The sequence below is a fragment of the Alteromonas sp. ABD4_190 genome, assembly GCF_056160105.1.
The window spans coordinates 437459-460535 of the sequence record NZ_JBSWWN010000001.1 but is presented as its reverse complement, the minus strand read 5'-3'; the positions used below and the strand labels follow the sequence as shown (position 1 = coordinate 460535).

The window sequence follows — 23077 nt, the reverse complement described above, 5'->3', positions numbered from 1 at the left end:
CCTTCATAGAAAGGGCGTATTAGACAAGATTATTTGAACAGGCTTTTTAACGGCTTTTACCAAGCCAAAACCATTTTCAGGAATGTATCATGAATCAGACCGTTACCGATCATCCCGTTTACCCTCATTTATTTCGTCCGTTAGATTTAGGTTTTACTACTCTTAAAAACCGTGTCCTTATGGGCTCTATGCACACGGGCTTAGAAGAATTGCCTGACGGCCACAAACGCATGGCAGCATTTTATGGCGAACGTGCCAGAGGTGGCGTAGGGCTTATCGTTACTGGTGGTATTGGGCCGAATGAAGAAGGCGCTACTCACCCGTCAACGTTTCGTTTAGATACAGACGAAGCAGTGAAAAACCACAAAGAAGTGACTGACGCAGTGCACATTGCTGGCGGTAAAATTTGCATGCAAATTCTGCATACAGGCCGCTATGCGTATAGTCCTAAGCTTGTTGCACCTTCTGCGGTACAAGCGCCAATTAACCCGTTTAAGCCAAAAGCGCTAGAAGCTGACGAGATTGAAAAGCAAATTAAAGATTTCATCACTGCCGCAACTCAAGCTCAGCGCGCTGGCTACGATGGCGTTGAAATCATGGGTTCTGAAGGCTATTTCCTTAACCAGTTTATTGCTAAACGCACTAACCACCGTGACGATGAATGGGGCGGTGAATACGAAAACCGAATCCGTCTGCCGATAGAAGTAGTGCGCCGCGTGCGCGAGGCAGTAGGTAAGAACTTTATCATTATCTATCGTTTGTCCATGCTTGACCTTGTTGAAGGCGGCTCTACTTATGAAGAAGTCGTACAGCTTGGCAAAGAAATCGAAAAAGCGGGTGCCACTATCATAAACACCGGTATAGGTTGGCACGAAGCGCGTATTCCAACCATTGCCACTAAAGTACCGCGAGCGGCATTTACGTGGGTTACCGCTAAATTCCGTGAAGCACTTTCGATTCCGGTAATCACATCGAACCGTATCAACACCCCTGAAGTCGCTGAAGAAGTGCTGTCTCGCGGTGATGCAGACATGGTATCAATGGCTCGCCCATTCTTGGCCGACCCTGACTTTGTGCGCAAGGCACAGCAAAATAAGGCCGATGAAATCAATACCTGTATTGGCTGTAACCAAGCCTGTCTTGATCACGTATTTAACGGCAAAATGACCAGCTGTTTGGTAAATCCTCGTGCGTGTCACGAGCTTGAAATTAACGTTAAGCCAGCAGAGACTAAAAAGCGTGTAGCGGTTGTAGGCGCAGGTCCAGCGGGATTAGCAGCAGCAGTGACCTCGGCCGAGCGTGGTCACGACGTTGTGATTTATGACGCATCTAGCGAAATTGGTGGGCAGTTTAATATTGCTAAACAAATCCCTGGCAAAGAAGAATTCTATGAAACGCTGCGTTATTTCAAGCGCCAAATTGAGCTTCATAAAAATATTACCCTCAAATTGAATACTTATGTTGATGCGGCTGCGCTAAACGATGAAGGTTTCGATGAAGTTATGATTGCGACGGGTATTAAGCCACGCACGCCAGCGATTGAAGGCATTGAGCACGAGAAAGTGCTGACCTATATCGAAGTATTGAAAGAAAAGAAACCCGTTGGCAATAAAGTGGCCATCATCGGTGCTGGCGGTATTGGTTTTGATACCGCTGAGTATTTGTCTCATGGCAAAGAAACGCCAAGCCAAGACATTCCTGCATTTATGAAAGAGTGGGGCATTGATATGACCTTTTCGGCTCGCGCGGGTATTGAGGGCGTTAAGCCGCAGCCAGAGCCATCGCCAAGAGAGATTTTCCTATTACAGCGCAAGACCACAAAAGTTGGCGCGGGTTTAGGCAAAACAACGGGGTGGGCGCACAGAGTAGGCCTGCTGGCCAAAGGCGTGACCATGATCCCTGGCGTAAGCTACGATAAAATTGATGATGAAGGGCTACACATTACGGTAGAAGGCAATAGCCAAGTATTGCCGGTAGATAACATCATCATCTGTGCAGGCCAAGAGCCGATGCGTGATATTGTTGAAGGCTTAAACATGCCTTATCACTTAATTGGTGGTGCATACGAAGCATTAGAGCTAGATGCAAAACGTGCCATCGACCAGGGTACGCGCGTGTGCGCTGCGGTTTAATCACCTAGCGCAAAAAAACAGTTAGAAATATAAGTGCCTCAATAGGAGGTACTTAAGATTGATAATAAACCCCTCTTTTTTCAGAGGGGTTTATTTTTTCCAGCCGCCGAAAGCTGTAGTTTTTATGAAAATACCGAAACCACACCTGTTTTAACCTGTTGAAGTTACCTAGACCTGCTATTATCGATTCCTTTTTTCAATGAGATAAACATGACGTTCAACAACACTCAAGACTTAGTTCAAGCCGTTAATAATTCACCAGAGACTATTGAGTTTAACGATGTTATCGCGCTCGCTGATAGCGCGTTTACTTTCACGCCAACCGCGTTCACCAATGGTGATGTAACAAACGAAGCTAACCAGAATAATGGCTCATGCAAGCTGCTTGCACTGGGTCAGTATTTAAACCTAAACCAAGCACAAACACTGGCTTTGTTTGGGCGCTTTTATCGTGAAGACGTACTCAATAACCCCGATGGTAACGACCACGCCAATATCCGCAACTTTATGAAAACAGGGCATGAAGGCGTGGCGTTTGAGACGTTTCCTTTAATTGAGCTGCAAAATTAATGCACCGCGCTATAGGGGCGTGAAAGGCGAGAGGCGTAAAGCTCTTGCCATTGCGCAATCAACATTAATCACGCTCTGTCAAAATCAATTCACTAGACTGAGGCATTATCGCAAAGTCAAATTGACCTAAAATATTCATTCCCAACAATCCATCAGCATCGGGTAATGCCTCTTCGGGGAGAACGATGGCAGAAACATCGTTAAACTCGTAGCCAGCAAAGTAAAATCGCGGTATTTGTACTAGTGGTGCTTCAATAGTTCCTGAGGCGGTTCTCACGTTGAAGTTACCTATAAACGTGAGGTTTCGCATACGACCCAAGCGAGCAAATAATCGCGATGATATCGCGGTAGTACTGGCGCCGGTATCTAAAATCATATTGGCTTTTTGGTTAAGCGCTTTTGCTTCAAGACGATATTGATCACCAATACGCTGCAAAGCTATTCGAGTTTGATACCGAGCAGCGTCCGAGCTTGTGGGTTTGGGGTCGCTGTGGCTTGGCGCGGTGTCCGCGCTGGCCATATCGCGCATGTCATAGGCTTTATCGCGAATGATATTGGCGTCTCTATCGTTTAACGGCAGAGCAGCGAGTACATCTTCCATTAGCGTAAGCTTTTGCTGGTAAGCATAAGCTTCAGCCAAATTTAGTGTGTAGTGTTTTGCGTCAGGTATGCGTTGATACAGTGGCTCATTTAATCTAGCCACCAGTTCCCATTGTTCGTCTTGACTTAACTGCGTTTGCGCTTGTTGATACAAAGTGGCAATTTTAGTGTCGATAAACGAGAGCGTTTCAGGTGAAAGAGGCAGCTCAGCTATATCATAATAGTGGACAAGCGCCGTGGGAAGCGGCTTTGTTAACTCTATCAGTTCGCCCTCTAGCAACAGTAGCGATTCGTTGAGCGGATCATTTTTTAGGTAGTTCGTTAGTTCTGTGGAGAGTAACGCATACTGTCCGTCATTGAGTAGAGTAGTTAAGGCTGCTATATCATTTTGGTCAATTTGTCGTGAAGATAAGCGCAGATCTTCACGCTCATTCGACGGTATGTTAGCCCTGTCAGCGTTCGAAAAAGAGGTGGATTCACGTTCTTTGTTGAAGGGCTCTATACTGCCCTTTGCCTGAGTCTCACTTTCTAGCGCTGCTTCATGTTGTAAGTGATGCTCATAGTCTGTTTCTAACTTATAAGCACCGTTATTATGCTGCTTTAAGCTAATCCATAGGTAAACATTGGTGCCCAACGACACACATAGAAACAGGGTAAGCAGAACAGCAAGCCATGTTTTCATTGTTTCAAACACGCCTTTCCATAGACGTCCACAAATTGCTTAGGCATTCGTTTAGGGGCGCCAGTATCAAGGCTAACGCACACGAATGTGGTTATAGCATCAAATACGGTTTTGTTTCGCTTTGGGCAGATAAATTGAAACTGGCGTTTCAAGGTTAGCTTTTTATCGCAGTGTACTATCCAAGTGGCGCATTCTAACGTATCTCCAAGATGAGTTGGCAGATGATAGTTAAGTTCGTGACGCTTTATCACCATACCTCTGTTTAGCGCCTGATAATCGGCAAACTGCAAGCCAAGGGCGTTTGAATGGGCCCAAGCTAAGCTTTCGAGCTGCGACAGGTACGCTACATTATTCACATGCTGATAGTGGTCGATGTGTGTTGCATCAATATGCCATTGTTGCACGTAGGGGTTGTCTAACATCCAATTAAGCGCCGGGTTGCTCAAACCTTTTCCTTATTCATATATCTTGTTTATACCCTAGCTGCTGCTTTAGCGTCGGTGTAGCGCCGTTGCTAACGAAGGCCTTTTTTTGCATTTCTTTCTTTGCAACTTATACCACAGGCAAAGGATTATCTTCAGGTAACGTCAAATCGTCACTTAATAACATCTGCATTATCGACTTTTCACGTACCAGCACCGGCTGAATAAAGCTTTGAACATCCCCTAGCGCTTTAAATGCATTAAAACCACGCTCTAAAAATTCGTGTAGAGCAAGCAAGCCTGCGAGTTTTGCGGGTCGCCTCGATAGAGAAATCAACATACCAATACCACGAATCTTTATCACATCAGAGAGTTGATCGCCCAAATGGGAAATTATGTCGATTTGATGCGCTCTGTCTTCCATCCTGCCCACATTTCGATAAGCCAAGGCGTAGTTATCTCGGTTGATGGGTTCCCCAGGAAAATGACTTTGTAAGTACTGGGCCATTGCCATATCTAAATCGAACGATAATGCATTTAACGATAAAGCGTCGTCCATAGCGTTCATGGCTTTGTCGGGCAATACTTTTGCAAGCTTAGGAATAACGCGAACTAAGTCAGCGTCGCGCTGGCTAAAATCTTTTGGCCCGTACAATTCATCTACGAAAAACGCCATGGCTTTTTGATAACGTTTTTGCTGCGCCAAATCGTTGTGCGTGACCAGTAAGCGTTCGCATTGCCAATGCTGTAGCTGATGAATGATAGGCATTACACCCAACTGAGTGGCCAAATCACGAAGGGCATTTACCCGGTGAATATGTTTAATTATCTGTTGCGCCAAATGACGAACTCCCTGTTGAGCTAGTGTAGCTTATCCGCTGTTGTAAACCTAGATTGACCTAAGCAAGCGTGCCTTTCAAGTGAGAAGGCGAAGTTTTACTGGTATACTCTGCTGCCATTAGTTTAGCCCGCTTATTTAGATTTTTAATAAACTTAATGAACAGTCAAAGTAGTCAGTCATCATTGAACAATGTCCTTAACAACGAGACCGCTAGTGAGCAGTACCCGGGCTTAGAAAAAGACAGCGATGTACCCACGTTAATATCACTATTTAATAGCACGTTTAAAGATTTCAATACGCGCTTGGTTTTGGGGGATGATGAGCCTATTTACATCCCAGCGGGTAACGAAAAACCTTATCATCAAATCGTCTTTGCTCATGGGTTCTTTTCAAGTGCCTTACATGAAATTGCGCACTGGTGCATTGCAGGCGAAAAGCGCAGACTTTTAGAAGATTACGGTTACTGGTATTGCCCTGATGGCCGCAATGCAGAGCAGCAAGCAGACTTTGAAAAAGTAGAAATTAAGCCACAAGCCATCGAATGGGCGTTCACCGAAGCCGCAGGCAGAAAGTTTCAGGTGAGTACGGATAATTTAAATGGTGCGGAACCCGACAGAGACGGTTTTACTAAAAATGTTGCTGCACAGCTAGCACTTTATAAAGCCCATGGCTTTCCGCCTAGAGCAGAACGTTTTATCAACGCTTTAGCAACCACTTTTTGCAAAAAGAAGCATGATGATGCCACTGGAGCAGATGCAGCATGAGAAATGATGATTTTGACCGCCCAGCCCTTTTTAAGCTTGGAGTTCTTATAAACCCTTTTGCTGGTATAGGCGGTGCGCTTGCACTTAAAGGCAGTGATGGTGCTGAAATTCGAGAAAAAGCATTGGCCATGGGCGCAGAGAAGAAAGCCAATGAAAAAATGGCAAAAGCGCTCAGTATTCTTGAAGCATTGTCTGGGAAATTTACCGTAGTGACAGCGTCGGGCGATATGGGCGAAACAGTCTGTGAATCTCTAGGTATTCCTTATGAAGTCATCTACACAGCTGATGCGGCACAAACCGAGGGCGAAGATTCAGAGCGCGCAGCGAAAGCAATGGTTGAGGCAAACGTCGACTTGCTGCTGTTTGCAGGCGGCGACGGCACAGCCCGCAATATCTGTAGCGTAGTCGGCACACAAGTCCCCGTGTTAGGTGTGCCCGCCGGCTGTAAAATTCACTCTGGCGTTTACTGCGTGTCGCCGTCAGCGGCAGGACAGGTAGTAAGTCAGATGATCGCAGGCGAACTTGTGAGTGAAATGGACGCCGAAGTACGTGATATTGACGAGAATGCATTTCGCGATGGGAAGGTGATTGCTAAGCATTATGGTGAAATGCGCGTACCCGCTGAACTCACTTACGTTCAAGCTGTAAAAATGGGCGGCAAAGAAGACGAGGCCTTGGTGCTTGACGATATTGCTGCTTATGTCAGCGAAATCATGGACGATGAGCCTGACACTTATTTTGTTATGGGCTCTGGCTCGACCGTAGGTGCGGTTATGGAGTTCCTTGGCTTAGACAATACTTTGCTAGGTGTTGACGTGGTTAAACAAGGCGAGTTAATCGCAAGTGACGTGACTGCCAGTGAACTAATTGCGCTGACAAAAGACAAACCCACCAAAGTGATTTTGACGGTTATTGGTGGTCAAGGGCACATCTTAGGGCGTGGAAATCAGCAGTTAAGCCCAGCGTTTATTCGTCAAATTGGCAAACAAAATATGCTTGTTGTTGCCACTAAGCAAAAACTACAGGCGTTAAACGGCAAACCGCTTCGCTTAGATTCAAGCGATGCCGCGCTAGACGCTGAATTAGCAGGCGCGTTCACAGTAATTACGGGCTACAAAGACAAAGTGCTTTGCCAAAGTGTTTAAATACTCAGTCCAATATAACCAGGCTGATTGATTGCTTTTAAAACCAAATTTAATTATCTCGAACTGAGAATAGAAATTTAGAAATAAAGAACAGAAATTAGAAACAGGAAGGAGTAAGACGTGTTACCACCTGCTGCAGCACCCGAAAGTGTCGTTAAAGCTATCGCAAATATTGAGGCATCGCTTGATGACGTGGTCAATCACGGTAGTGATGATGAATTATTTATTGCCAGCTACTTGCAAGGCCATTTTGCCGTTGAGGCTCGCCAACTAGAGATGCAAGAAGGCGCTACCGTTGCGATGCTTAATGACAAAATGCTCGAAAGCCTTAATAGTGCTTTCGCTAACAATGAATTAGAAAATGAAGATGCTAAGCAGGTAAAAGCTCTTTGGGCACGGTTAGTCGCAATGTAATTGCGACTTTCTTCTCTCCTATCTACAACAACTATATCCCTATTCTTCGTTTATCCTTGTTCACAATCCGTTACAGTTTTATTTGCGAAATCCTTTATTAACCGCCAGATTGGTTTATGTTTAATGTTAGCGGAAAGCCGCTTTGTGGTGCCTGGCATATTTAGGTATAAAAAGATTAAGGATGACGACATGACTGTACTTAAGGATCTCACCGAGCGCTTGAAGGTAAGCGTAGGTGTGTTGGCTGTAAGCAGTACGCTGATAAGCTCAGCGTTTGCCAAGAACGATATCAATATCGATTACGAAAAGTTTACAACCGATAACGGGTTAACTGTAATTGTTCACGAAGACCGCAAAGCACCAGTGGTTGCTGTGGCGGTGTGGTATAAAGTGGGTTCAAAAGATGAGCCAGAGGGTAAATCTGGGTTTGCGCATTTATTTGAACACCTCATGTTCAATGGCACAGAGAACTATGATGATGAATGGTTCGGGCCGCTTCAAGAAGCCGGGGCCACAGGCCTAAACGGTACCACCAACTTTGACCGTACAAACTATTTTCAAACCGTCCCAACACCGGCTCTAGACCGTATTCTGTGGATGGAGTCTGACCGTATGGGGCACCTGTTAGGTGCGGTAACACAAGACAAGTTAGACGAACAGCGTGGCGTTGTTCAAAATGAAAAGCGCCAAGGCGAAGATCAGCCTTACGGAAGCGTATTCACGCATATTTTTGAAGGCTTATTTCCCATAGGTCATCCCTATCATCATACGGTAATAGGCTCTATGGAAGATCTCAACTCAGCGTCGTTAGACGACGTTAAGGGGTGGTTTAATCAATATTATGGCCCCAATAACGCGATATTGGTGCTGAGCGGGGATATTAACGCAGAAGAAGCCAAACCTTTGGTTAATAAATACTTTGGCGATATTGAACCGGGCCCTGCATTGTCTAAATGGCAAGCATGGGTGCCGAAGCGTAGCGCAAATACCCGTGAAATTATTCAAGATAAAGTACCTCAATCACGTATTTATCGCCTTTGGGTGTCACCTGAGAATACATCTTCGACCGCAACCGACCTGTTTATCGCTGCAAGTGTTATGGGCGATGGCAAAAATTCACGTCTTTACAAAGAATTGGTGTACGACCAGCAAATTGCCACTAATGCCTCGGTATTTAATTACGAGCTACAAATGGCGTCTATCTTTGGAGTTACGGTTGACGTAAAAGACGGCGTTGACGTAGCAAAAGTAGAAAAAGAGATTGATAAGGTCATTAGCGAATTCTTGCGTAAAGGCCCTAGCAAAGACGAAGTTAAGCTTGTGTCGACGAAACAACGCGCTTCAATTATTCGAGGGCTCGAAGAAGTAGGGGGCTTTGGCGGCAAAGCCGACACCCTTGCTAGTGGTGAGTTTATTGCTGGTGACCCTAACTATTTCAAAACTGAATTAGAGGAGCTAGGTGAGGCGACGCCCAAAGGTGTTAAAGCGGCTGCGAATAAATGGTTAAAAGAAGGCTGGCATCAAATCACGGTTGTGCCGTTTATTGAACATACAGCATCAACTGAAAGCGTTGATCGCAGTTCAGGTTTGCCGTCAATTGATGCAGAGACACAGCTAAGCTTTCCAGAGGTTACGCAAACCACATTATCTAACGGTATGAATGTGGTGTTTGCACAACGTGCTACGGTTCCATTGGTGAATGTGGCGGTACAGTTTGACGCAGGGTACGCTGCTGATGCGGGGGGGAAACTTGGGCTCGCCAGTTTCACTACGCAAATGCTTGACGAAGGGGCGGGGAAATACGATGCCTTGGAACTAGCGGCAGAGCTTGAGCAATTGGGAACAAATTTAAATGCTGGCTCAAATCTAGATACCACCACGGTTAGCATGTCGATGTTGACAGAAAACATGAAGCCTTCTTTGGCACTTTTGGGGGATATCTTGAAGTCACCCACGTTTAAAGAAGAAGAGATTGAACGTCAACGTGCCCTTATTTTAAGCAATATTGCACAGCAAAAAACACGCCCTGTAAGTATTGCGCTAACCTTACTTCCACCGCTTATTTATGGTGAAGACCATGCTTATGGCATTCCGTTTACCGGTACCGGAACTGAGCAAGACGTGAAAGCAGTGACGCGAAGCGATCTAGTTAGCTTTAAAGATACTTGGCTACGCCCTGATAATGCGACAATTTTTGTCGTTGGTGACACTACGTTAGACGTCATAAAACCTATGCTTGAAAAAGAGTTTGGTAAATGGAAAGTAGAAGGCAATAAAGGAACGAAACAAATAGCTGAAGCGTCCATGCCTGAGCAAGGCCAAGCGATTATTATTGATCGCCCAGGTGCGCAACAGTCGCTAATTCTGGCCGCGCATTTAGCGCCACCAACAGGTGCAGACAACAATATAGCCATCAATGCTATGAACCAAACACTAGGTGGCGCTTTCACTGCTCGCGTGAATATGAATTTACGCGAAGATAAAAGCTGGTCTTATGGCGCGTATACCTTTCTTCAAGACGCAAGAGGTCAACGCCCATTTATGGTGTATGCACCAGTGCAAACCGATAAAACAGGGCCGTCTCTACTTGAACTCAAAAAAGAGCTCAATGCATATATAGGGGATAAGCCGCCGATGGCGAATGAATTGGAAAGAGTGCGATTGGATGAAGTCCGCTCGTTGCCTGGTCAATTCGAAACGGCCAATGCGGTAATGTATAGCCTCGTATCAAGTAAGAGGTTCAATAGAGAATATAATTATCCAGAGTCTTTGGTCGAAAAGTACAATGGCTTATCTTTAGACGATTTAAGTAGTGCGGCGAAAGAGGTGCTGCATCCGGATAAATTGACTTGGATAATCATTGGTGATGCCGAAAAAATCAAAGCAGATGTTGAAGCAGCGGAACTTGGACCTGTCAGTGTACAGAGTATGAACTCATTGTAATCGGCGACACTGCAAAGCAAGCGAAAGGGCCGAGAAATTTCTCGGCCCTTTTTTATTTAGAATTATTCACTAAACTCATCAAATGCACGCAAAGCATCTGCAGCGTACATAAACGATGGGCCTCCGCCCATGTAAACAGACATACCGCACACTTCTTCGATTTCTTCACGGGTAGCACCTAAATGCACTAACGCTTTAGCATGAAAGCCTATGCAGCCATCGCATCGCGTTGCAATACCAATCGCAAGAGCAATAAGTTCTTTCGTTTTTTTATCCAACGCACCGTCTGCGGTCGCAGCCTTAGCCATATCAGAAAACCCTTTCATGACTTCTGGCACGCCTTTTTTAACCTCGGCTAGATACGGATTTAAGCTATCGGTAATTTCTTTATATGACTTTGTCATTGTGTTCTCCTGACGCAAATAAAATCGGGCTTTAATGTCTCTTTTTATTTCAGCATAAAATCTTTTAAAAAGAGACTATCTACTGGCCTTGTTGGTTAATGTCATCGTTAATCATATACCTATAGCTTTTGTACGTCATGATTCAGGTCAAGAAGCGTTTATTTGTTGGTGACAAATGCGCCTTTTGTAGAATGGCTAGCGCCGATAATATGCACTAAAGTTACACAAGTTTAACTTAGTAACTCGACCCTTTATTTGAAGAATACCTCTCTGGTGAACACAACAAAATTTATACTCTCACCCTTCCGCGTGTTTGCAATCGCTCTTCTAAATATAATGTTTATTACTGCTGCGCTCGCATCTGGTTCGAACAAGTTAATGAACGAATATGCGGTCGAGCTGTTAACTGCTGAAGATGGCTTTGTGTCATCAGAAATCTATTCCATAGTTCAAGACCGCCAAGGCTTTCTTTGGTTTGGCACAGCAGAAAATGGCGTCATGCGCTTTGACGGTCGCAAAGTTAAGCTCTTTGAGTCGAATAGCGAAGACGACCAAAGTCTTTCTCATAACGATGCGGGCAACTTAATGTTGGATGTAGAGGGCAACATTTGGGTTGGAACGTGGGGCGGTGGTGTCAACAAATACGAGCCTACATCTGGTCGATATACACGCTACTCAAACGTGCCTAACGATGCAAATTCTTTGTCATCAAACCGAATTCAGTCACTTTTTCAAGATAACGCAGGTGATATCTGGCTAGGCTCTTACGACAAAGGGCTTAATCGCTATTTAGGCAATGGGCGATTTCAGCGAGTACAAAAAATACCAGGAGATAAAAACAGTCTCTCCCATAATCGCATTTGGGACATTATTGATAATGATGCCGATAGTCTCTGGGTAGCAACTAGCTATGGGATAAATTTGCTCGATAAAAAGACGCTAAACGTCAAGCATTTTTTGCCCGAACCAAAAAACAAAACGGCTACGGGCGCAAATGAAATACGCAGCTTACTTCGTACATCTTCTCATCAGCTATTTGTCGCTACGCAAAACGGGCCCTTCTTATTCTTTCCAAGCTCCGGTGTTTTTCTACCTCAAACGACACGAGAAGGTGAGCCACTAAGCCAAGTAAACTCAATGATTGAGGACCATGATGGTCAAATATGGTTCGTCACTACCGAGGGATTGTATCGTCATACCGGAGAGGGGAACTATGTTGAAAAGGTCGACTTTGGTTATGAAAACGGCCTTCGCATAATTTTTGAAGACCATACCAAAACCAAGTGGATTACCAGTGAGGTTCATGGAATTTTTAAATTTTCTCCTCGCGGAAAAATTAAACAAATTAATAGTGAATTACTAACCGCACCAAGTGGTATTGCACTTGATATAGCACTTGATGACAGCGATAAAAATGGTGATGTGCTCATTGTTACGGCAAACGCCGACGTGTTCAAATGGAAAGTTAAAGAAGAGCTTTTGCAAAAAGAATACGACTCAGTATTTAAAGAGCTTAAAGGTTATAAAGAGCGTGGTGTAATAGAAAGACCCATTATAGTGCCTGATCAAGAAGGGTTTTTGTGGGTAGCACAAGACGATTTTGTGGCCAGAGTTGACCGACGTACTAAAGCAATAAGCCGCATTGAATACCCTAAGACTGACAGTAATTATCGCCAGTTTCGAGAGTTTAGAGCGCTTGAATTAGACAATAATGGCAACGTTTGGATTGGTACCTACAAGCACGGTATCTACATTTACAACAAGCTTTCCGGGGATTTGAAGCACCTCACAACTAAAGACGGCTTAACACACCCAGAAATTCACAGCCTATACAAAGACACCAGCGGCAATATGTGGGTAGGTACGGGCGGAGGTGTGAATTTGTGGTCAGTCGATAGTGAAAGTTTCACGTTCTTTAGTGGCGCAAAGGACCAGCAGGGGAGTTTGGTTGACAGCATTGTGGAAGATATCCACCAAACGAATGATGGAGAAATATGGGTAGCGACGCAAACGGGGTTGTACCAATACTTAGCAGAGTCTAAAGCCTTTAAGCATTTTAGTGAGAAGAATGGGCTGCCCACCACCTTAATCAGAGCTATCGCTGATGGTGAGGACGGCAGACTGTGGCTTACCACCAACAAAGGTGTTTTTCTTTATAATCCCGACACACAAAATGTTATTAGCTACAACAGTAATACAGATTTGGCAGGCAAAAACTTTTACTCTGATAGCTTAATTAAAGCGGGTGAGAATACCTATTTTACGAGTAGTCAGCGGGGGATAGAGTACTTCAAATATAATCAAGAGCAAACCGATGCTGTTAGCGCAAATATAGTTCTTACCGGTTTTAACAAAATGGGGGAGTCAGTAGAGCTTAATAAGCCACTGTCCTATGTTACTGATATCAACCTTTCTTATGAAGATTACTTTTTTTCGTTAGATTTTGCGATTTTAGATTTTTCAGATCCTAAGCGTGCCCGCTTTGCTTACAAATTAGAAGGGTACGATGAGCAGTGGATTGATATTGGAAATCATGCTTCGGTGTCGTTTACCAACTTAAATGGTGGCGACTACAGGTTGCTCGTAAAAGCCATGAAACCCAATGGTGAGTGGGGTGATAATACCCTATCATTGAATTTACATGTGGCAGTAGCACCATGGAAAAGCTGGTGGGCATATACTATCTACGGTTTACTTTTGATAGGTATGGTTGTTTTGGTGATTTATCTGCGCACCCGCCTACAGCAAACCGAAATCACTAAACAAAAGCGCTTTGTTCAAACATTAGAGCAGCAGGTATCTGAAAAGACTGCGTCGCTAAAAGCGCAGGCGAACGATTTAAAACAAGCGCTCGAACGTGCTGAAGAGGCCACGAAGTTGAAGTCTGAATTTCTCGCCAATATGAGCCATGAAATTAGGACACCGATGAATGGTGTTATAGGTATGCTTGGCCTGTTGAAAAAAAGTGATCTAACAGCAGAACAAAGCCAGCGCGTGAGTATTGCTAAAACCAGTGCCAACTCACTGCTTGTGCTTATCAATGACATTCTAGACTTTTCAAAGATAGAGGCAGGCAAGCTTGAGCTAGAGTCGGTGGATTTTGACTTAAGGGAGTTAGTGGAAAGTGTTGCACTATCAGTAGCGCACTCAGCACAAGAAAAAGACCTAGAACTAATCGTTGATGTCTCTGAAATCAGCGAAACAAAGATATATTCAGATCCAAACCGAATTCAACAAATTCTGACTAACCTCTTAAGCAATGCCGTTAAATTCACTGAACAGGGTGAGATATACATTGCTGCAAAGTTGCTTCCATGTGATGTTGAAAATGAAGCTATGCTTCATTTAACCGTGAAAGACACGGGTATAGGTATTCCGGAATCCAAACTTCCTCATTTGTTCGACGTCTTCACCCAAGTAGACGCGTCTACAACGAGGCGCTTCGGCGGCACTGGACTTGGTTTAAGTATAACTAAGAATTTGTGTCATTTATTGGGTGGTGACATAAGTGTTACTTCAGAGCTTGGCAAAGGAAGCTGCTTCAACGTTGTATGCAAAGTTACGGGCTCGAAGGAAAGCACGAAACTGCAACCTGAACTTGTTAAAGAAAACACGCGTTGCTTAATAGTGGATAACAATGCATCAACAAGGCACACCTTGCAAAATCAGCTTGGGCAGTGGGGTGTGAATGCATTAACTGCATCTTCACTAGAAGAGGCTGCAGCGCTTTACTTAGCTGATGAGATTAGTGAACAAAATCCTTTAAGTATTGATATTTTGTTTTTGGAAATAGTGGTTGATGAAAACGAGCAAAACAATCAATTACTGAACCTTAAGAATATGGCTAAATTGAAACACTGTCGTACTATTCTTATGACCAAATTAAGCGATGTCGATAGCTATAGCGAGTTTAGAGAGCTGCCCATTGATGAGTGTCTGCCTAAGCCCATAACGACTTCAGACTTGCTAAGAATAATAGAAAGCACAAGAGGTAAGCCCAGCACACGAAACGATGTGCATTCACGTCAGTTGAGTATGGATACTGCAGATTTTGTAGAGCAACATCTAGATGAAGACCTAGCAGAGCAGGAACCTAAGAGACGCTTACTTGATATCGAAGCAACGCGGATTTTGTTAGTTGAAGACAATGCGATAAATCAACTGGTTGCTACTAATGCGCTCGAAAGTGAAGGCTATCAGGTAGATGTAGCTGATAATGGACTAGTAGCGTTAGATATGTTGAAGAACTGCAAGCTTGAAGCACAATACAGCGCAATTATTATGGATTGCCAAATGCCAGAAATGGATGGGTTTGAAGCAACGAAGTGCATCCGTGAAGGCGCGGCAGGAGATATCTATAAAAGTACGCCTATTATAGCGATGACGGCCAATGCCATGCAGAGCGATAAAGATATGTGTATGGCAGCAGGTATGGATGACTTTCTAACAAAGCCTATCGATCACCAAAAAGTAACGTCGACCTTACAGAAGTGGCTTAGCAAAATTCACTAGCCTATCGCCAACGAGGAAGTAAACGCGTTAATATGCAACAAGTTTTTAACAAGTTGTGAGAGCGTTAATGCTAAATCGTGCATCAAAACCCTTCGTAAAACTCGTCGAAAGATATCTTCCCGACCCCTATCTTTTCGTTTTGTTGTTAACGCTCATAACGCTTGTCTTTGCGGTGGTCATTCAAGGCCAATCGCCACTTACCACAATTCAACAGTGGGGCGACGGCTTCTGGGGACTGTTAACCTTTTCAATGCAAATGCTCTTGGTTTTAGTAACCGGGTTTATGCTGGCATGCACGCCGCTAGTTAAGACATTGCTAGAAAGTCTCGCCGGTCTAGCTAAAAGCTCAGGAAGCGCTATTGTACTGGTTACTTTAGTGTCGCTTACAGCCAGTTGGATAAACTGGGGCTTCGGGCTAGTGGTAGGTGCGTTGTTCGCCAAAGCACTTGCAAGAAAAGTGTCGGTAGATTATCGGCTATTGGTGGCGAGCGCATATTCAGGTTTTGTCGTATGGCATGGCGGCTTGGCGGGCTCTGTACCGTTAACCATTGCAACACCGGGGCACTTTTCAGAGGCACAAATAGGCGTAATTGGTACCAGCGAGACTATTTTTAGCGGCTTCAACTTACTGTTGTTGGCAATAATGTTTGTAGTTGTTCCCCTTGTGAATCGCTTAATGCTACCTCCTAAATCTGAAAGCGTAATTGTGGATAGCGCAAAGCTACAAGACGATGCTTTACCTTCAGCAGAAAACGAAAGACCCGCTGATAAACTTGAAAACAGCAAAGCACTTGGTTTACTTGTCGGTTTCGCTGGGCTTGCTTATCTTACAAATTATTTTATTTCTGGCGGCGGGCTAAACCTAAACATCGTTAATACGTTATTTCTTTTCCTTGCTATTGTCCTTCACGGCACGCCACGCAATGTATTGCATAGCTTGCAGCAAGCGGTTCAGGGCGGCAGCGGAATTGTAATACAGTTTCCGTTTTATGCTGGTATCATGGCGGTTATGGTGCAATCTGGATTAGCGCAGACTATGTCAGAATGGCTAATTAGTTTTGCATCTGCAGAGTCGTTGCCCGTATGGAGTTTTATTAGCGCAGGCGTGGTTAACATTTTTGTGCCTTCGGGAGGAGGGCAGTGGGCAGTGCAAGCTCCGGTAATCTTACCTGCTGCTGCAGAACTGGGTGCGGAAGTTAATAGGGTAGCAATGGCAGTGGCGTGGGGCGACGCTTGGACGAACTTAATTCAGCCGTTTTGGGCATTACCCGTACTTGCCATAGCTGGCCTAAAAGCCAAAGATATAATGGGGTTTTGCTTAGTTCAGCTTATCGTAACAGGTGTTATTATTTCCTTGGTTTTGCGATTTGTATAAGTGCAGTGCACTTCAGACCTGAAAGGAAATGGCTCTTTCTTCGATAGCATTATTGTCAACTCGTTCTCGCTCAGTATTACTAGCGTTTGCAATAAATTAGTCATATCGATATTTCTATTTTAAGTGTTATGTTATAACATTTGTTTCATTCGAGATGTAAAATGAAACTTAGAGAGTCGTTATGTCTATTCAAACTCAGCTTCCCGTTACCGTACTATCGGGCTTTCTAGGCGCCGGTAAGACCACGGTTCTAAACCATATTCTAAATAATCGTGATGGATTGAAAGTGGCGGTTATAGTTAACGATATGAGTGAAATCAACATTGATGCCGCTACTGTCAAAAATGAGGTTAGTTTTAATCGAGCTGAAGAAAAGCTGGTTGAAATGAGCAACGGTTGTATTTGTTGTACGTTGCGAGAAGATTTACTTGAAGAAATAGAGCGTTTAGCGCACGAAGGGAAGTACGATTATTTGGTCATTGAGTCTACGGGCATATCGGAGCCGCTACCAGTGGCCGAGACTTTTACTTTTGCCGATGAAGACGGTAAAAGCTTATCGGAAATATCACGCCTCGATACCATGGTCACGGTGGTTGATGCATTGAATTTTCTTAAAGACTATGACGAAGCTAAGTTTCTTAACGAAGTGGGTGAGAGCTTGGGTGAGGAAGACGAGCGAAGCGTTGCTGATCTATTGGTCGAGCAGGTGGAATTTGCTGACATTTTGCTAATAAGCAAAACTGATTTGGTTTCTGAAGAAGATTTGGCCCGCCTTAAAAGTATCCTTCAAACTTTAAATACCGAGGCTATTCAAGTTCCTATTGAGCATGGGAAAGTACCTCTAGATAAGGTATTAAACACAGGTCGGTTTAGCTTTGAACGTGCTCAGCAATCGCCGGGTTGGTTGAAAGAAATGCGTGGCGAACACGTGCCAGAAACCGAAGAGTTTGGTATCAGCAGCTTTTCGTACGAAGCAAGACGTCCGTTCGACCCGCAGAAGTTTTATGATTTTATTCATAGTAAAGACATTGCAGGTAAGTTAATTCGTTCAAAAGGCTTCTTCTGGCTGGCAACACGCCCACAGCTTGCAGGCAGTTGGAGCCAGGCTGGCGGTATGGCGAGATACGGAGCCGCTGGATTGTTTTGGAAAGCCGTACCCAAAGAGCAGTGGCCTGAAGACCCTGACTATCTTAAAGCGATTGAAGAGCAATGGATGGAGCCTTTCGGTGATATGCGTCAAGAGCTAGTATTTATTGGGCAAGGGCTTAATAAAGAGGACATAATCAGGCGCTTAGACAGTTGCTTGTTAACAGACGAACAGCTTATTCAAGGTCATCATGTTTGGGCTGAAATGCCTGACCCATTTCCTGCGTGGGAGCACTAGTATGCAGGCGTTACAAGACCACATTACTTCCTTTGAACATAGCAACTCTTGGCGTTCAAGCGCCGACGCTATGGTTCTGGGCGATATTTTTGAAGAAGGAGTTAGCGTTACGGTATGGAATAGACCCGAGGCGCCGCTCATCTCCCAATATTATGACGAGGTTTTTAAATCATTAGGAATGGGTATTCGTGGTGTGTTTTCTGTTGCTTCTCTAAGGAAGGAAATTGCCACGCTTCTACCAGGCGAAGAAACCAGTATTGGAAAACAAGCCGCCATTGATGATATTTATCTGCTTTCTGACATGCTTACCACACTATTTGATTGTGACAGTGTAGGGGTAAGACTAGTGCCCTTATCTTCGGCAATGTGCCCCAGCTTTCACGTAGACAATATTCCTGTTCGATTGGTAAATACTTATTTAGGCGAAGGTACTGAGTGGCTACCTAAAGAAAGTGTGGTAACTAGCCCGATGATTGGCCTTAACGACGCGAATACGCAAGGGCTTACGAAGAATAGGCTAGGGCAGCGCTACCAAGAAAGCAGCATTAAACAAATGAGTGCTTTTGATGTGGGGTTACTCAAAGGAAAGTCTTGGCAAGGTCATGAAGAGTTTGCCGCCGTACATCGGTCTTGCAAAGTGCAACCAAATACTCAACGTGTGCTGCTTACTTTAGACCCAATGTGAATTTCAGAAATGCAATGCAATGATTAAGAGCCAGATATAGCATTTAAGCGCTCATTAAACTTCTCTACCGTTTCTTTGGCGCTATCACTTATTTTCCATGAGTTTTCCCTTGTGATAGCGCTTTTTTCTTCTCAGGTTTTAGTTGGCAACATTGTAGTCTTTCATATTCAGGGTGTTGCGAATGCTGGGAATGCATTCCTCTGGGTTGTGATTAACATACAGCAGCGTGCTGGTGCCAGCCTTTGCCAATATATCAATAAGCTTAAGTGCCTTTTGGCGGTTGAAGTCGTCTAAACCGTTACAGGGTTCATCTAATATAAGCAGTGCAGGGTGTTTTACCATAGACCTCGCTATAAGCACTAATCGCTGATCGCCAAACGATAGCGACTGAAACGGTGTATTCTTCTTCGGTTGTAAGCCCAGTACAGCAAGCCATTGTTCTGCTACGTTTCGCTCAGCCAACGTTGGGCGGGTGTATAGACCAATGCTGTCGTGAAAGCCAGAAATAATTACATGTTCAACACTTGCGTTTACTTTGTATTGAATGTGCAGCGCATTTGACATAATTCCAATGTGCTTCTTAATATCCCATATGCTCTCGCCAGTCCCTCGTTTTATTCCAAACATTGTTAAGTCGTTGGTATAACAATGGGAATTATCACCAGTAAACATTTGCAGCAAACAAGTTTTACCTGACCCGTTCGGGCCCGTTATCTGCCAATGCTCATTTTTATTAAGCGTAAAGTTAAGCTTTTCAAATACAGTACGTTCATCGAAACGCACAAAGCCGTCATTCAGCTGGATTAAAGTATGGGGTAGTGAATCAAGTTCACTGTTCTGCTTATTATGATTTTGGTCGTTAGCGCTAAGCGCTGCGGGTACATCGATATCATCAGACTCTAGCGCAAACCAAGTGCTTAACTCTGAGCGCAAGTCATCATAGTTAAGTGTGCCGTCAGATTTCCACGTAATAGCTAGATCATCCATAACAATGAGTTGTGCATGAAGGTCCTCAGGAATGTCTGCAAGCTTGTTGGCGGTCAACGCCAGTGCGGCTTGCTGTTGAGTAACAAGAAAGCGACTAAATGCATCAATCGCTTCAACATCTAAGCCTTCGAAAGGTTCATCAAGCAAAATAATTGAAGCATCGCTCAACCATGCCAGCATGATAATTACCTTGCGAGTTTCTCCCGTCGACAGCGAAAGAAACGCACTATCAAGTATATGTTCAATTCTCAGCGCAGAAGTAAGTTCGCTGTAATAAGCATGATTTTGATAGTCCTCATTTGTACGCAAGAACAACTCGTGAACTTTTGTTGGTTCGGCTATTACATCTAAAATATCCGCACTGTCTTTTTGCTTTTCTTCTTCAATTAACGCCTGTTGTTTAAATACTGATACTTCCGCTACAAGAGAACTACTCTCGCGAACACCGCTTTCTACTTTACCGTTACCCGCTAGTGATGAAATTAAGAGCGACTTCCCGCTACTATTCCTACCTGCAATAAGGTAATGCGAGGGTGGTTTTTCATCGTTTAGCGTTAACGAAAACGCAGGGGTAATATATTGATTAGAAAGCTTTGTTTGAAATTCTGAAAGATACAGCATTATGATTGCGAGTGGATAAGAAGTAGAACTATTGTGAAGTTTTCTGTTTACCTGTCAATGGTGAATAAGACTTTCTGAAGACGGAGTCAGCTGGTAAGTTAGCATTTTAAAGTTAGCGCCACGTTCAATGGCCAATTAAGGGAATCAAATTGTGCGCATGGCAACACTCAGAGATTTTAAAATGAGCGATGTAGGTAGACTGGTAGATATTTTGAATCAACCGTCGGTCACGCAGTTTCTGTCGACAAAAATTCCCAGCCCTTATACAAAAGAAGATGCTACGTGGTGGGTTCAAGAGGGAAGCAAAGAAAGTTTTATAAGAGCGGTAGAGTATGAGGGCGAGTTAGTAGGGTGTATTGGTGTTAACCACGGTCATTTTGAATACGAAAGGTCTGGAGAAGTTGGATATTGGCTTTGTTCATCACATTGGCGAAAAGGGATTATGCGCGATGCGCTGCGCCAAATTATTGCGCTTACTTTTTCAAGCACAAATATAGAACGCATTTTCGCCTGCGTATTTTCATCTAATTTTGCTTCGCAAAAGCTGCTTTTAGATGCAGGGTTTAAACAGGAAGCAATATTAAAACGCGCCATTTTTAAAAATGGACATTTTTACGATAGCCATATCTTTGCCACATTGAAATAGGTTAAGCGTTGCAGCACAGATGAAAGCTTTTTTAGGTAAATACATACTTCACATTGATGGTATCGCAGGAACGAGTGTTGGCCTATTGCTTCTGCTTTTCCAAGATATAGCGAGCGACTTCTACCAACTGCCGAAAGGGCTCATTCTATTCTTAGCGGGTGCTAATGTATGCTATGGTATATACGCATTAAGGCTTGCCTTTATACGCAATAGATCACTTAACGAAGTAGCAGCTTTAGCTATCGCCAACTTTCTTTGGGCGATTACATGCGTGGGGATTCTTCTCACTTATTACGAACAAGCGAGCGTGTTCGCACTACTATTTATTAGTGCAGAGTGCATATTTGTAGCGATACTTGGTTTGTGTGAATGGCGCTATAGATTTTTATTAGTTGCTAGTGGTGAATGATTTTCGCTTAGAGCAAACACGATATGGAAGCGTACAAATTCTATTTAACACCTCTTTCAAATATATCTACTTTTTAAAAGTTACGGCGATTTTCTAATTTCTTGCAAATATAGGCAAAGCAAATGAAAAGTGCCTATGCTTCTGTTCCTCTAGAGTTCAGCAAGGTAACAGGGAAGCCTTAAATGAAGACTTGCTTCTAAAGCATGGCGCGTTGGCGAAAGCCCTAACTGCGGTAAACTTTAAGCACTATGCAACCGTTTAAATGTTAACCGTAATAACGTAGCTGCTTTGCATGAGCATCAGGCATACGTTATTTTGGGCGTATAAACTGTTATTAATTCTAAACGTAAGAGAGATTATGAGTATTACTAGCTTGCTTGGCGATAAGCAAAGATTCGATGTAAATCCTGACGATACGACTATGAAGGCTGTGGTAACCATGGCGAACGGTGGTTATGAGCAGCTAAATTACACCGATGTACCCATGCCAAAACCACTCGCTGGTGAGGTGCTAGTTCAGGTTTTAGCAGCAGGTGTCAATAATACAGAAATTAATACTCGATTAGGTTGGTATTCTTCTAAAGTCACGCAAGGCACTGACGCGTTAGACGAGAACGATGAAGAGAAATCGAGCGCAGCAGAAGAGTTAGACGGTGGTTGGAATGAACAAACTCCTTTTCCGTTTATTCAAGGGACTGACTGTTGTGGTCGAATCGTAGCCGTTGGAGAAGGCGTAGACCCTACACGTATCGGAGAGCGAATTTTAATACGTTCTTGCATCCGAAAAGATTCCTGGGACTCATTAGAGAATATTTGGATGGCGTCAGACTTCGATGGCGCTTTTGCACAGTATGTAAAAATAACCGCTAGTGAAGTGTTCGCTGTCGAGTGTGATTGGTCGGATGCCGAACTCGGAGCCATACCATGCGCTTATGGCACTGCTGAAAATATGGTCCATCGAGCCGGTGTTTCTAAAGGGGAGCATGTTTTGGTGACTGGGGCTTCAGGTGGCGTAGGTTCTGCTGTTGTGCAGTTAGCTAAACGCCGTGGTGCCACGGTAACCGCCGTTGTTGGTAAAAATAAAATGGACGTGCTTAAGGAAATAGGTGCAGACCGCGTTATCGAGCGTAACAGTGACTTAATTGATGTTTTAGGAGAAAAGTCGGTAGATGTAGTTATCGATAACGTTGCAGGTGACGGATTCACTCAAATGTCCGTGGTTATGAAACGCGGTGGTCGCTACGCTTCTTCCGGCGCCATCGCAGGGCCAATAGTCACGCTTGATATGCGCAACTTTTACTTAAAAGATCTTACCTTTATTGGTTGTACTGCGTGGGACGAGCCGGTTTTCTCAAACCTAGTTTCGTATATTGAGCGAGGTGAAATAAAACCTATGTTAGCTAAAACCTATCCGCTAGAAGATATCGTAACAGCGCAAAAAGATTTCTCTGAGAAAAAGCACGTGGGTAAAATTGTGTTGCTGCCTCCTAAGCAGACGTCACCGCAACAGGATTTTATCGATAGTCTGAACCAATAAGTGC

Annotated in this window: 18 protein-coding genes; 13 read left to right on the top strand and 5 right to left on the bottom strand. The window is 44.0% G+C overall.

Going from position 1 to position 23077, the window contains the following annotated elements:
- Nucleotides 1-89 precede the first annotated feature (89 nt).
- A complete protein-coding gene (locus ACXAFM_RS02060) occupies nucleotides 90-2132 on the top strand; it encodes an oxidoreductase (RefSeq protein ID WP_474826451.1) in 2043 nt (680 codons plus the stop codon).
- A 210-nt stretch (nucleotides 2133-2342) separates the two neighbouring features.
- Nucleotides 2343-2702: a HopJ type III effector protein gene (locus tag ACXAFM_RS02055; protein ID WP_474826449.1), complete on the top strand. Its 360-nt coding sequence runs from the start codon at nucleotides 2343-2345 to the stop codon at nucleotides 2700-2702.
- Nucleotides 2703-2766: 64 nt separating this feature from the next.
- Here the strand turns inward: ACXAFM_RS02055 and ACXAFM_RS02050 are convergent, their stop codons facing one another.
- From ACXAFM_RS02050 to ACXAFM_RS02040, 3 genes are all read right to left on the bottom strand, one after another.
- On the bottom strand, nucleotides 2767-3984 hold the full coding sequence (locus ACXAFM_RS02050) for a retropepsin-like aspartic protease family protein (protein WP_474826447.1): 1218 nt from the start codon (nucleotides 3982-3984) through the stop codon (nucleotides 2767-2769).
- Nucleotides 3981-4430 carry an acyl-CoA thioesterase gene (locus tag ACXAFM_RS02045; RefSeq protein ID WP_474826445.1) on the bottom strand — a complete coding sequence of 150 codons (450 nt, stop codon included), beginning with the start codon at nucleotides 4428-4430 and terminating at the stop codon, nucleotides 3981-3983. Before ACXAFM_RS02045 ends, ACXAFM_RS02050 begins: the two co-directional genes overlap by 4 nt.
- 106 nt (nucleotides 4431-4536) lie before the next feature.
- Nucleotides 4537-5247, bottom strand: coding sequence for a DUF8198 family protein (locus ACXAFM_RS02040; RefSeq protein WP_474826443.1), 711 nt, complete (start codon nucleotides 5245-5247; stop codon nucleotides 4537-4539).
- 155 nt (nucleotides 5248-5402) lie between these two features.
- Between ACXAFM_RS02040 and ACXAFM_RS02035 the strand changes: the two genes are divergently transcribed.
- From ACXAFM_RS02035 to ACXAFM_RS02020, 4 genes are all read left to right on the top strand, one after another.
- Complete coding sequence (locus ACXAFM_RS02035) at nucleotides 5403-6011, top strand: elongation factor P hydroxylase (RefSeq protein ID WP_474826441.1); 609 nt, start codon at nucleotides 5403-5405, stop codon at nucleotides 6009-6011.
- Nucleotides 6008-7156 carry an ATP-NAD kinase family protein gene (locus ACXAFM_RS02030; RefSeq protein WP_474826439.1) on the top strand — a complete coding sequence of 383 codons (1149 nt, stop codon included), beginning with the start codon at nucleotides 6008-6010 and terminating at the stop codon, nucleotides 7154-7156. The genes ACXAFM_RS02035 and ACXAFM_RS02030 overlap by 4 nt, the downstream gene beginning before the upstream one ends.
- Nucleotides 7157-7276: 120 nt before the next feature.
- Complete coding sequence (locus ACXAFM_RS02025; protein WP_039222728.1) at nucleotides 7277-7570, top strand: YfcL family protein; 294 nt, start codon at nucleotides 7277-7279, stop codon at nucleotides 7568-7570.
- A 189-nt stretch (nucleotides 7571-7759) separates the two neighbouring features.
- Entirely contained in the window at nucleotides 7760-10513 is a 2754-nt protein-coding gene (locus ACXAFM_RS02020) for a M16 family metallopeptidase (protein ID WP_474826437.1), read from the top strand.
- Nucleotides 10514-10575: 62 nt separating this feature from the next.
- Here the strand turns inward: ACXAFM_RS02020 and ACXAFM_RS02015 are convergent, their stop codons facing one another.
- Nucleotides 10576-10917, bottom strand: a complete 342-nt coding sequence (locus ACXAFM_RS02015) for a carboxymuconolactone decarboxylase family protein (RefSeq protein WP_039222723.1) — start codon at nucleotides 10915-10917, stop codon at nucleotides 10576-10578.
- Nucleotides 10918-11295: 378 nt separating this feature from the next.
- On the opposite strand from ACXAFM_RS02015, the gene ACXAFM_RS02010 reads away from it, so the two are divergent.
- The 4 genes from ACXAFM_RS02010 (at nucleotide 11296) to ACXAFM_RS01995 (ending at nucleotide 18873) form a co-directional block, all read left to right on the top strand.
- A complete protein-coding gene (locus tag ACXAFM_RS02010; RefSeq protein WP_474830485.1) occupies nucleotides 11296-15429 on the top strand; it encodes a two-component regulator propeller domain-containing protein in 4134 nt (1377 codons plus the stop codon).
- A 67-nt stretch (nucleotides 15430-15496) separates the two neighbouring features.
- Nucleotides 15497-16804: a short-chain fatty acid transporter gene (locus tag ACXAFM_RS02005; protein ID WP_474826435.1), complete on the top strand. Its 1308-nt coding sequence runs from the start codon at nucleotides 15497-15499 to the stop codon at nucleotides 16802-16804.
- 181 nt (nucleotides 16805-16985) lie between these two features.
- On the top strand, nucleotides 16986-18188 hold the full coding sequence (zigA, locus tag ACXAFM_RS02000; RefSeq protein WP_474826433.1) for a zinc metallochaperone GTPase ZigA: 1203 nt from the start codon (nucleotides 16986-16988) through the stop codon (nucleotides 18186-18188).
- 1 nt (nucleotide 18189) lies between these two features.
- Entirely contained in the window at nucleotides 18190-18873 is a 684-nt protein-coding gene (locus tag ACXAFM_RS01995; protein ID WP_474826431.1) for a DUF1826 domain-containing protein, read from the top strand.
- Between the two features lie 138 nt (nucleotides 18874-19011).
- On the opposite strand, the gene ACXAFM_RS01990 is transcribed toward ACXAFM_RS01995, so the two are convergent.
- Nucleotides 19012-20481: an ATP-binding cassette domain-containing protein gene (locus ACXAFM_RS01990; RefSeq protein WP_474826429.1), complete on the bottom strand. Its 1470-nt coding sequence runs from the start codon at nucleotides 20479-20481 to the stop codon at nucleotides 19012-19014.
- A gap of 157 nt (nucleotides 20482-20638) precedes the next feature.
- Between ACXAFM_RS01990 and ACXAFM_RS01985 the strand changes: the two genes are divergently transcribed.
- From ACXAFM_RS01985 to ACXAFM_RS01975, 3 genes are all read left to right on the top strand, one after another.
- The gene (locus ACXAFM_RS01985; protein WP_474826427.1) at nucleotides 20639-21127 is read left to right on the top strand and encodes a GNAT family N-acetyltransferase; all 489 of its coding nucleotides are present in this window, start codon (nucleotides 20639-20641) and stop codon (nucleotides 21125-21127) included.
- 19 nt (nucleotides 21128-21146) lie between these two features.
- Complete coding sequence (locus ACXAFM_RS01980; protein ID WP_474826425.1) at nucleotides 21147-21536, top strand: hypothetical protein; 390 nt, start codon at nucleotides 21147-21149, stop codon at nucleotides 21534-21536.
- Between the two features lie 358 nt (nucleotides 21537-21894).
- The gene (locus ACXAFM_RS01975) at nucleotides 21895-23073 is read left to right on the top strand and encodes an alcohol dehydrogenase family protein (RefSeq protein WP_474826423.1); all 1179 of its coding nucleotides are present in this window, start codon (nucleotides 21895-21897) and stop codon (nucleotides 23071-23073) included.
- Nucleotides 23074-23077 lie beyond the last annotated feature (4 nt).

Bases quoted from the DNA above. Each gene is read 5' to 3' on its own strand.
- zigA (WP_474826433.1), top strand. From the start codon at position 16,986: ATGTCTATTCAAACTCAGCTTCCCGTTACCGTACTATCGGGCTTTCTA.
- ACXAFM_RS01995 (WP_474826431.1), top strand. From the start codon at position 18,190: ATGCAGGCGTTACAAGACCACATTACTTCCTTTGAACATAGCAACTCT.
- ACXAFM_RS02015 (WP_039222723.1), bottom strand. From the start codon at position 10,917: ATGACAAAGTCATATAAAGAAATTACCGATAGCTTAAATCCGTATCTA.
- ACXAFM_RS02010 (WP_474830485.1), top strand. From the start codon at position 11,296: ATGAACGAATATGCGGTCGAGCTGTTAACTGCTGAAGATGGCTTTGTG.
- ACXAFM_RS01980 (WP_474826425.1), top strand. From the start codon at position 21,147: ATGAAAGCTTTTTTAGGTAAATACATACTTCACATTGATGGTATCGCA.
- ACXAFM_RS02005 (WP_474826435.1), top strand. From the start codon at position 15,497: ATGCTAAATCGTGCATCAAAACCCTTCGTAAAACTCGTCGAAAGATAT.
- ACXAFM_RS02030 (WP_474826439.1), top strand. From the start codon at position 6,008: ATGAGAAATGATGATTTTGACCGCCCAGCCCTTTTTAAGCTTGGAGTT.
- ACXAFM_RS02020 (WP_474826437.1), top strand. From the start codon at position 7,760: ATGACTGTACTTAAGGATCTCACCGAGCGCTTGAAGGTAAGCGTAGGT.
- ACXAFM_RS01985 (WP_474826427.1), top strand. From the start codon at position 20,639: ATGGCAACACTCAGAGATTTTAAAATGAGCGATGTAGGTAGACTGGTA.
- ACXAFM_RS02035 (WP_474826441.1), top strand. From the start codon at position 5,403: ATGAACAGTCAAAGTAGTCAGTCATCATTGAACAATGTCCTTAACAAC.
- ACXAFM_RS01975 (WP_474826423.1), top strand. From the start codon at position 21,895: ATGAGTATTACTAGCTTGCTTGGCGATAAGCAAAGATTCGATGTAAAT.
- ACXAFM_RS01990 (WP_474826429.1), bottom strand. From the start codon at position 20,481: ATGCTGTATCTTTCAGAATTTCAAACAAAGCTTTCTAATCAATATATT.
- ACXAFM_RS02050 (WP_474826447.1), bottom strand. From the start codon at position 3,984: ATGAAAACATGGCTTGCTGTTCTGCTTACCCTGTTTCTATGTGTGTCG.
- ACXAFM_RS02055 (WP_474826449.1), top strand. From the start codon at position 2,343: ATGACGTTCAACAACACTCAAGACTTAGTTCAAGCCGTTAATAATTCA.
- ACXAFM_RS02060 (WP_474826451.1), top strand. From the start codon at position 90: ATGAATCAGACCGTTACCGATCATCCCGTTTACCCTCATTTATTTCGT.